We start from the raw sequence: 8,565 nt of genomic DNA, 5'->3' as shown, positions 1-8,565 counted from the left end.
GTGCTCCAAGCCGGCGCCGCCTATGAGGCGACGCTGCCCTGGCCGTCGGGTGCTGCCTGACGGGCTGCCCCGCCTGGCTTGCACCGGCGCCAACTCCATGCATTGATCGCGCTCCGCCGCGTCGGCGCCATCCTGTTCGAGGGAAGATCATGTCGCTGGAACTCTACGCCACCTATGTCGTCGCCTGCATCGTCATCGTCCTGGTGCCTGGCCCGACGGTCACGCTGATCATCGCCAACAGCATGCGCCACGGCTCGCGCGCCGGGCTTGCCAATGTCGCGGGCACCCAGGCCGGCCTTGCGATCATGATCGCCATCGTCGGCATCGGCCTCAACACGCTGATCGCCGGCATGGGCCACTGGTTCGAATGGGTGCGGCTGATCGGCGCCGCCTACCTGATCTGGATGGGCGTGCAGATGTTTCGCGCCAAAGGCACCCTGAACCCCGACGGGTCGGCCAGAAAACCGCGCGGCGGCTTCTTCCTGCAGGGTTTCCTAGTGGCGATCTCCAATCCGAAGACGCTTGTCTTCTTCGGCGCCTTCTTCCCGCAGTTCATCGCCCCGCAGGGCAATTACACGCTGCAGATCGTGGTCATGGGCCTCACCGCCATGGTCTTCGCCGCCATGTCGGATTCGACCTACGCGCTCGCCGCCGGCCGCGCCGGACGACTGCTGTCCGCCAGCCGCGTCAAGTTGATGTCCAAGATCAGCGGCAGCTTCCTGGTCGGCGGCGGGCTTTGGCTGGCGTTCTCGAAGGCGAAGTGAAGCGCCCCCTCCTCCTTCTCCCCTTGGTGGGAGAAGGTGGCGGCGAAGCGGCCGGATGAGGGGTGCTGGACGGAGTGAGGCGTTGAGTTTCTTCCAACACCCCTCATCCGTCTCGGCGCTTCGCGCCGATCCACCTTCCCCCCACAAGGGGGGAAGGAAAAGGCGCTACAGCCGCCCCAACCTCTCCACCAGCAGCGCGAAGAAGGCGTCGTGGTCAATGTCACGCATCACCATGGCGTTCTTCTCCCGCTTGCTGACGTCCCACCAGTCGATCACCGTCATGCCCATGGTGAGCTCGGAGGTCGTTTCGACGCTGACGTTGCAGCGGCGGCCTTTGAACAGCTCGGGCTTGACGAGATAGGCGATCACGCACGGGTCGTGCAGCGGCCCGCCGTCGGTGCCATATTTCTCCTCGTCGAAACGCTCGAAGAACTCCAGCATCTCGGCGGTCGCGGTGCCAACCTTGGTTCCGAGTTGCCGGAAGGCCTGCGTGCGCTTGGCCGTGGTCAGCGCCTTGTGGGTGACGTCGAGCGGCATCATCACGATCGGAATGCCCGACTTGAACACCACGTCGGCCGCCTGCGGGTCGACATAGATGTTGAATTCGGCGGCGGGCGTGACGTTGCCGCCCTCGAAGAAACCGCCGCCCATCAGCACGATCTCCTTGATGCGCGGCGCGATGCGCGGCTCGCGGATCAGCGCCAGGGCGATATTGGTGAGCGGCCCGAGCGGACAGAGCGTGATCGTGCCGCTTTCCTCGCGCATCAGCGTCTCGACGATGAAATCGACCGCATACTTTTCCTGCAGCGGCATCGTCGGTTCCGGCAATTGCGGCCCGTTGAGGCCGGTCTTGCCATGCACTTCCTCGGCGGTGACGAGCGCGCGCGCCAGCGGACGGATGGCGCCGGCATAGACCTTGACGTCGGGTCGGCCGGCGAGCTCGCAGATCTTGCGGGCATTTTTCTCGGTGAGCTTCAGCGGCACGTTGCCGGCAACGGCGGTGATGCCGACGACCTCCAGCTCGGAGCTGCCAAGCGCCAGCAATATGGCGACGGCATCGTCCTGGCCGGGATCCGTGTCGATGATGATCTTTCGTGACTGGGGCATTTCAATTCCTTTTTGGGGAGTCTTTTTGGGCGGGGTTTTGATGGCTTGAACTTGTTCGCGCGGCGGACCATATCAAGACCACCGGGAAAAATGCCATCTGGGTTTTTCCAGTTTGTGTCGCTCTTGAGAGGACAGTGTAACAATGAGTCGAATGACGCCCTTCTCCAGCCCGCTTCTTCTGGGCTTCGACGCCATGGAAAAGACGCTCGAGCGTCTGGCGAAGTCGGGCGACAGCTATCCCCCGTATAATATCGAGCGCCTGGGCGCCGCGGACGGCAAGGCCGAAAGGCTGCGCATTACGCTCGCCGTGGCGGGCTTCGCCGAAGGCGACCTCGATGTCACCACGGAGGAAAACCAGCTGATCGTGCGCGGCCGCCAGACCGACGATACCGAGCGCGAATTCCTCCACCGCGGCATCGCCGCGCGCCAGTTCCAGCGCTGCTTCGTGCTGGCCGACGGCATGCGGGTGATCGGCGCGGAGCTGAAGAACGGTCTCCTGTCGGTCGACCTCGACCGGCCCGAGGCCGAACGGCTGGTACGGAAAATAAACATATCGGTGAAAGACTGATCTTCGCCGATGGCTCTATGCGGGAACGGCCTGACTGGCGTTCTCGCGGCAAGGAGGCTTGAAATGACCAGAACTGACGAAACTGCGACCATGACCAGCGGCGAATTCGCTCATTTGGGCGAAGGTTCGGTCGCTTACCTGAGGAAAGTATCGAGCGACGATCTGCGCGGCCGCTTCCCTGGCCTCGACGAAATCGCGCCCGGTCTGGAGTTGTGGGCGCTGTTTGCCGCCAACGGCCAGCCGATCCTGCTTTCCGATGCCCGTGACCGGGCGCTGGCGGGTGCGCTGGAGAACGATCTGACCACGGTCGCCATTCACTGACCCTGGTCCTTGCCTGGATTGAACAGGGCCGCTCTCGGCGGCCTTCCAAGGTTTGGATCCCAAAAAGCTGGGTTTAGCTAAGAAAGCTGGGCTTTACCTCGAAGCTTCAGGCCGCGTGCGAGGCCTGCGTATCCGACAGAAGCGCGTGGATTGCCACGGCGTCGCGCGTTCCCCTGATCTTGGCTACCGTATCGGCGTCGCGCAGCACGCGCGCGATGCGCGACAGCGCCTTGAGATGGTCGGCGCCGGCGCCTTCGGGCGCAAGCAGCAGAAACACCAGATCGACCGGCTGATCGTCGAGCGCCTCGAAATCCACCGGCGTCTCCAGCCGGGCGAAGACGCCGGCGATCCGCTTGACCCCTGCGAGCTTGCCATGCGGAATGGCAATGCCGTTGCCGACACCGGTTGAACCCAGCCGCTCGCGCTGCAGGATCGTGTCGAACACCTCCCGCTCCGGAATCCCTGAAATCGCCGCCGCCCTCTCCGACAGCAATTGCAGAAGTTGTTTTTTGGAATTCGCCTTCAACGCCGGCATGATAGCCGAGACGCTGATGAGATCGCTGAGATCCATGCTTGAAAAATCCCTTGCTCGCCTGCCGCGCCAGTCGTCCCCCTCGCGCGGCCGGCTTTCTTAACCCTGCGCGACTTTGGTCGTCGACGGATCGATCCAGCCGATGTTTCCATCCGGCCGGCGGTAGACGATATTGACATGGTCGTTTCCGGCGTTGCGGAAAACGAAAACCGGGCTGTCCTTGGTATCGAGCTCGATGACGGCTGACGCCACCGACATGGTGCGGAGAGTCACCGTCGATTCGGCGACGATGGCCGGAGCGAAGTCTTCCGGGATTTCCTCATCGTCGTCGGCGAGCGGCTCCATCACGGTGTAGGCGATATCGGTGGATTCGCCATTGCCATTGCTGGAACTGTGCGACTTCAGCCGGCGCTTGTAGCGCCTGAGCCGTGTTTCGAGGCGATCGGCGGCCGCCTCGAAGGCAAGCGTGGGATCCTGGGCGTCGCCGGTCGCCTGCAGCGAGGCACCGGAATCGAGACGGATCATGCAGTCGGCCGAGAAGCGCGACCCCGCCTTGATGACCGTTACATGTCCTGAAAAACCCCGATCGAAATATTTTTCGATCGCTTCGTTGACACGATCGTTGATGCGCGTGCGGAACGCATCGCCGATGTCCATGTGTTTTCCCGAAATGCGCAGATTCATCTGAAAACTGACCTTCCTTGCTCAGGCTTCAAACTGTCCCGAGTTTATACCCGTGGTGCGCGCGCACAAGCTTTGCGGCGGCACGCGCGCCGATTTTAGACCCGAACTTTCCGGTTGATCACAAGTCGCCTTCTGGCCGTCCGAGGCCTTCGCTTTGACGGACCCATCCGCGAGCGGGCATCACGGCCCGGCTCATGCGGGCGGGCTTCTAGACACTTCATTGCAGCTTGTCAATGAAGCATGAAAACTGTGGAAATCCGCCCGTTCCCCAAGCTCAGCACCAATTAGGTCAGGCCGGCTGAGTGTCAACTGCCCCTAGCGCCCGGCGTTGGCCAGCGCCCGCTTTTCCCGGCGGCGCTGCACCGAGGAAGGGATGTTCATGCCCTCCCGGTACTTGGCGACGGTGCGGCGGGCGATGTCGACGCCGCTTTCCCTCAGCATGTCGACGATGGCGTCGTCGGACAGCACGTCGGCGGGCTTTTCCTCGTCGATCAGCTGCTTGATGCGGTCGCGCACGGCTTCCGAGGAATGGGCTTCGCCGCCCTCCGCGGAGGCGATCGAAGCGGTGAAGAAATAGCGCAGTTCGAAGACGCCGCGCGGCGTCAGCATATATTTGTTGGCGGTGACGCGGCTGACCGTCGATTCATGCATGCCGATCGCGTCGGCCACGGTGCGCAGGTTAAGCGGCTTGAGATGCCGCACGCCATGGACAAGGAACGCGTCCTGTTGGCGCACGATTTCCGAGGCCACCTTGAGAATGGTCTTCGCCCGCTGGTCGAGGCTGCGCGTCAGCCAGTTGGCGTTCTGCAAGCATTCGGCCAGAAACTCCTTTTCCGCCTGGTCCCTGGCGTGGCTGGAAACCCGAGCGAAATAGACGTGGTCGACCAGAACGCGCGGCAGCGTGTCGGGATTGAGCTCCACCGCCCAGCTCCCGTCGGCAGCCGCCCGCACCTCGACATCGGCGACGATGGCGTCGCTCGCGCCGCCCGAAAAGGCGGTACCGGGCCGCGGATCGAGCGCTCGGATCTCGGCCAGCATGTCGAGAAGATCCTCCTCGTCGACGCCGCAGATACGCTTCAGCGTCTGGAAGTCCCGTCGCGCGAGCAGCTCCAGATTGGCGACCAGCGCCTTCATCGCCGGATCGAGCCGGTCGCGCACGGCAAGCTGCAGCGACAGGCATTCGGCCAGGTCGCGGGCAAACAGGCCGGCGGGCTCGAAAGTCTGGCAGACCGTGAGCACGCGTGAAACCGCCGCCTCGTCCGCGCCAAGCCGCGCGGCGATTTCGTCCAGGTCGGCGCGCAGATAGCCGGCCTCGTCGAGGCTGTCGGCAAGCTCGCCCGCAATCAGGCGTTCGGCAGGGTTGGGGAAGGCAAGCGCGATCTGCTCGCCGACATGCTCGCGCAGCGTCACGACGGTCGCGGCCATCTCGCCGACATCGAAACCCTCCGACGAGGCGCCGCCGGCACTGCCCCCCGAAGCCGACTTCCATTGCGCCGAAAGGTCCGGCCCCAGCTTTTCGCTTGTTCCGGGATCGTCGGGAAACAGGTTCTCCAGCGAAGAGTCGAGCTTTTCCGAGATCGCCTCGGCGCTCCATTCCGTCTCGCCTTCGAACCAGTCGTCCCCGGCAGCGGGTTCCGGAGCGGTCTCGCTCTTCTGCGGCAGGTCGCCGCCCGTTTCATCCTGCGGCTCGGCCCGCTCCAGCAATGGATTGCGCTCGATCTCCTCGTCGATGAAGCGTTCGAGCTCGACATGGGTGAGCTGCAGCAGCCGGATCGACTGCATCAGCTGGGGCGTCATCACCAGCGACTGGGACTGTCTGAGCTGCAGTTTGGCCGCCAGCGCCATGGTTGGATTCAAACGCCTCGTCTACGCTTCGAACTATGGTTTTTCGGTCGGCCATAGAAACTGGCCCGGCTTTTGCTTGTCAAGGCAAACGCTAGCATCCCCGGCTTACCGGAGCGTTATCCGGTGCCGGAACCGTCAAGAATCTCGAAAAACGGACGAAAATCCCGCCGAACGGGAGATTTTCGTGCTTAGAGGGTAAAGCCCTCGCCGAGATAGAGACGCCGCACATCGGCGTTGGCGACGATTTCGTCGGCCCTGCCATGCGTCAGCACCTGGCCGGCATGGATGATATAGGCGCGGTCGATCAGCCCGAGCGTCTCGCGCACATTGTGATCGGTGATCAGCACGCCGATGCCGCGCGCGGTGAGATGGCGAACGAGCTGCTGGATGTCGGCGACCGCGATCGGATCGATACCGGCGAAAGGCTCGTCCAGCAGCATGTAGGCCGGCCGCGTCGCCAGCGCCCGCGCGATCTCGAGACGCCGCCGTTCACCGCCAGACAGCGACATCGACGGCGCCTTGCGCAGATGGCTGATGTGGAATTCCTCGAGCAGCTCGTCGAGCGTGCGTTCGCGTTCCTTGCGGCTCTTTTCCACCACCTCCAGAACGGCGCGGATGTTCTGCTCGACGTTGAGGCCCCTAAAGATCGACGCTTCCTGCGGCAGATAACCGATGCCGAGGCGGGCGCGGCGGTACATCGGCATCGAGGTGACGTCGAAGCCGTCGATCTCGATCGTGCCTTCGTCGACCGGCACGAGACCGGTGACCATGTAGAAGCAGGTGGTCTTGCCGGCGCCATTGGGGCCGAGCAGGCCGACGGCCTCGCCGGCGCGCACGCCGAGCGTCACGCCGCTCACCACCTTGCGGCCCTTGTAGCTCTTGGTCAGGCCCTTGGCGATCAGGGTGCCCTTGAACTTTGCCTTGTCGGCGCCGACCGTTGCCGGCGCAGCCGGCTTTGCGGCCGCCCGTCCCGGAAGACGGGCAAGCAGCGAGGATACGCCGGTCATTAGTCCTGCTGCGCTCCCTGCTGCTGCGCTCCCTGCTTCTGGGGCTTGAACGACATGATGACGCGAGGACAACCTTCGACATTGCCGAGGCCGCTTTTCATCTGCACGGTGAGCTTGCAGCCCTTGAGCACGTTATCGCCCTGCGACAGCACCACTTCCTTGCCTTGAAGCACCAGCACCTGCGTCTTCATGTCGAAGGTGCCCTTGTCGCCGGTGGCGATCTGGTCGTTCGACTTGATGTAGACTTTGTTCTCGACCACCAGATGGTCGATGTTGGCCGCACCCGTCATCGCCGACGCGCCGGCCGCCGCGCCCTTGGGGGCATTGGCATCCTTGACGTAGTAGACCGTCATCTTGCCGGCCTTGAGCAGCGTCGGCCCTTGATTGACGGTCACGTTGCCGTTGAACACCGCCACGCTGTCGACCTGCCGGACCTCGAGCTTGTCGCTTTCGATCTGGATCGGCTGATCGCCCGACAGCTTCAGTCCGGGGATCTGGCTGCTCGCGCTCGACTGCGCAAACGAATTCGCCGTTCCCAGCAACAGCAGTGCAGAGGCTGCGCCCAGAAGCCACGCGGATTTACTGCGACGCATTCTCTTCTCCACTCTTAATCCCCGCCGCCTTCAGAGCGGCCGGATCGATGTTGACGCGCACTCGGCTCTCGAAAACCACCACCTTGCCGTTCTCTTCCACTGACATCGAGTCGGCGGTGATGCGCGACCCGCCGCGACTGACATCGACCGGATTGCTCGTCTTCATAGAGCCTTTGCCCATGTCTAGGAAGACCGATTTGAACTTGGCCACCATGCCGTCGGTGGTGGTCACCGAGACATCGCTGGTCAGGTCCATTGTGTTAGCGCCGCGATCGTAGATGCCGTGCGCGGCATCGACCGCCACCACATTGTCGCTGGCGACAGGCAATTTGGCGTTGATGCCTTCGAGGTCGATGACGTCCTGCTTGCCGACATCCTGCGTCGCCCTGGTCGCTGTCAGCGAATAAGGCAGTTTCTGCTTGGTGAAGCCGTTGAGCTTGGGATTGGCCATCACCAGCTTGCCGTCCGAAAAGGCGGCTCCATCGGCCTGCACCGAGACCGAAACCGGCGCGGCGAGGTAGGAATAGACTGGAAAGGCGATTGCAATAGCCGCCGCCAGCAGCGGCACGGCGAACTTCAGCACGCGCACGCGGCGCGAATGCCGCTCCGCACGGTCGAACGCGTCGCCGCGCGCGCCGCTTTCGCCAGCGGCAGCCGACACCATTTCGGCATCGCTCGTATCGTCAGATCGCGCCAACATGACTGTTTTCTAATGAGCCCTTGCCCGCCAAACACCGCCTATAGGTGGTATGCCGGCCCCCGCAAGCAAGCACAAGCGGAGGAAAACTGCAAAAATGTGACGGCTACTACCGCAGGACTAAGACGAATTCGGCTGAACTGCCAGCCCTTCATAGCAGATAGGGGCCGGCTGCGTTAATTTTTCGTGAGGTCGTCGTGACAGCTGCGTTGGCGCCGGAAGCTGTCAGGAAACGGTAGCCCCGCGCGGATGCTTGCTTTAAAAGCGTCCTCTCCCACCGATTGTGAGGCTGATATGGCTATGAGAGCCGACGACCTGATCGACCGCCGCCGCTTGCGCCGCAAGCTGACGTTCTGGCGCGTCGCCACGTTTGTTGTTCTGGCGGCGGCGCTGATCGCCTTTTCGGCCTGGATCTACAGTGACGATTTCACCGGCCAGGCGGTCGAC

The 8,565-nt window shown here is 63.2% G+C and carries 10 protein-coding genes and 1 pseudogene; 4 read left to right on the top strand and 7 right to left on the bottom strand.

Going from position 1 to position 8,565, the window contains the following annotated elements; translation table 11 throughout:
• The first annotated feature begins 149 nt into the window (after positions 1–149).
• Positions 150–764 carry a LysE family translocator gene (locus EOA29_RS16700; RefSeq protein ID WP_126091945.1) on the top strand — a complete coding sequence of 205 codons (615 nt, stop codon included), beginning with the start codon at positions 150–152 and terminating at the stop codon, positions 762–764.
• A 165-nt stretch (positions 765–929) separates the two neighbouring features.
• On the opposite strand, the gene EOA29_RS16695 is transcribed toward EOA29_RS16700, so the two are convergent.
• Positions 930–1,871, bottom strand: coding sequence for a nucleoside hydrolase (locus EOA29_RS16695; RefSeq protein WP_126091944.1), 942 nt, complete (start codon positions 1,869–1,871; stop codon positions 930–932).
• Between the two features lie 142 nt (positions 1,872–2,013).
• Between EOA29_RS16695 and EOA29_RS16690 the strand changes: the two genes are divergently transcribed.
• Positions 2,014–2,439: an Hsp20 family protein gene (locus EOA29_RS16690; RefSeq protein WP_126091943.1), complete on the top strand. Its 426-nt coding sequence runs from the start codon at positions 2,014–2,016 to the stop codon at positions 2,437–2,439.
• A 63-nt stretch (positions 2,440–2,502) separates the two neighbouring features.
• On the top strand, positions 2,503–2,760 hold the full coding sequence (locus tag EOA29_RS16685) for a DUF1150 family protein (RefSeq protein ID WP_126091942.1): 258 nt from the start codon (positions 2,503–2,505) through the stop codon (positions 2,758–2,760).
• 106 nt (positions 2,761–2,866) lie between these two features.
• Here the strand turns inward: EOA29_RS16685 and ptsN are convergent, their stop codons facing one another.
• From ptsN to lptC, 6 genes are all read right to left on the bottom strand, one after another.
• The gene (ptsN, locus tag EOA29_RS16680) at positions 2,867–3,331 is read right to left on the bottom strand and encodes a PTS IIA-like nitrogen regulatory protein PtsN (RefSeq protein WP_027165361.1); all 465 of its coding nucleotides are present in this window, start codon (positions 3,329–3,331) and stop codon (positions 2,867–2,869) included.
• 60 nt (positions 3,332–3,391) lie between these two features.
• Positions 3,392–3,976 (bottom strand): ribosome-associated translation inhibitor RaiA, encoded by a 585-nt coding sequence (raiA, locus tag EOA29_RS16675; protein ID WP_126091941.1) that lies wholly within the window; start codon positions 3,974–3,976, stop codon positions 3,392–3,394.
• Positions 3,977–4,291: 315 nt separating this feature from the next.
• Positions 4,292–5,821, bottom strand: a complete 1,530-nt coding sequence (gene rpoN, locus EOA29_RS16670; RefSeq protein ID WP_126091940.1) for an RNA polymerase factor sigma-54 — start codon at positions 5,819–5,821, stop codon at positions 4,292–4,294.
• 188 nt (positions 5,822–6,009) lie between these two features.
• Positions 6,010–6,828 carry an LPS export ABC transporter ATP-binding protein gene (lptB, locus tag EOA29_RS16665; RefSeq protein WP_126091939.1) on the bottom strand — a complete coding sequence of 273 codons (819 nt, stop codon included), beginning with the start codon at positions 6,826–6,828 and terminating at the stop codon, positions 6,010–6,012.
• Positions 6,828–7,421: an LptA/OstA family protein gene (locus EOA29_RS16660; protein ID WP_126091938.1), complete on the bottom strand. Its 594-nt coding sequence runs from the start codon at positions 7,419–7,421 to the stop codon at positions 6,828–6,830. Before EOA29_RS16660 ends, lptB begins: the two co-directional genes overlap by 1 nt.
• Positions 7,408–8,121: an LPS export ABC transporter periplasmic protein LptC gene (lptC, locus tag EOA29_RS16655; protein WP_126091937.1), complete on the bottom strand. Its 714-nt coding sequence runs from the start codon at positions 8,119–8,121 to the stop codon at positions 7,408–7,410. The genes EOA29_RS16660 and lptC overlap by 14 nt, the downstream gene beginning before the upstream one ends.
• Positions 8,122–8,412: 291 nt before the next feature.
• Between lptC and EOA29_RS43035 the strand changes: the two are divergent.
• Positions 8,413–8,565: pseudogene (locus tag EOA29_RS43035) on the top strand (signal peptide peptidase SppA); the annotation flags it as partial.

Source organism: Mesorhizobium sp. M1E.F.Ca.ET.063.01.1.1 (assembly GCF_003998155.1).
GTDB lineage: Bacteria > Pseudomonadota > Alphaproteobacteria > Rhizobiales > Rhizobiaceae > Mesorhizobium.
Note: the sequence above shows the minus strand (reverse complement) of the source record. Positions and strands in the feature narration are given on the sequence as shown.

Bases quoted from the DNA above. Each gene is read 5' to 3' on its own strand.
- lptB (WP_126091939.1), bottom strand. From the start codon at position 6,828: ATGACCGGCGTATCCTCGCTGCTTGCCCGTCTTCCGGGACGGGCGGCC.
- raiA (WP_126091941.1), bottom strand. From the start codon at position 3,976: ATGAATCTGCGCATTTCGGGAAAACACATGGACATCGGCGATGCGTTC.
- EOA29_RS16660 (WP_126091938.1), bottom strand. From the start codon at position 7,421: ATGCGTCGCAGTAAATCCGCGTGGCTTCTGGGCGCAGCCTCTGCACTG.
- lptC (WP_126091937.1), bottom strand. From the start codon at position 8,121: ATGTTGGCGCGATCTGACGATACGAGCGATGCCGAAATGGTGTCGGCT.
- rpoN (WP_126091940.1), bottom strand. From the start codon at position 5,821: ATGGCGCTGGCGGCCAAACTGCAGCTCAGACAGTCCCAGTCGCTGGTG.
- ptsN (WP_027165361.1), bottom strand. From the start codon at position 3,331: ATGGATCTCAGCGATCTCATCAGCGTCTCGGCTATCATGCCGGCGTTG.
- EOA29_RS16690 (WP_126091943.1), top strand. From the start codon at position 2,014: ATGAGTCGAATGACGCCCTTCTCCAGCCCGCTTCTTCTGGGCTTCGAC.
- EOA29_RS16685 (WP_126091942.1), top strand. From the start codon at position 2,503: ATGACCAGAACTGACGAAACTGCGACCATGACCAGCGGCGAATTCGCT.
- EOA29_RS16700 (WP_126091945.1), top strand. From the start codon at position 150: ATGTCGCTGGAACTCTACGCCACCTATGTCGTCGCCTGCATCGTCATC.
- EOA29_RS16695 (WP_126091944.1), bottom strand. From the start codon at position 1,871: ATGCCCCAGTCACGAAAGATCATCATCGACACGGATCCCGGCCAGGAC.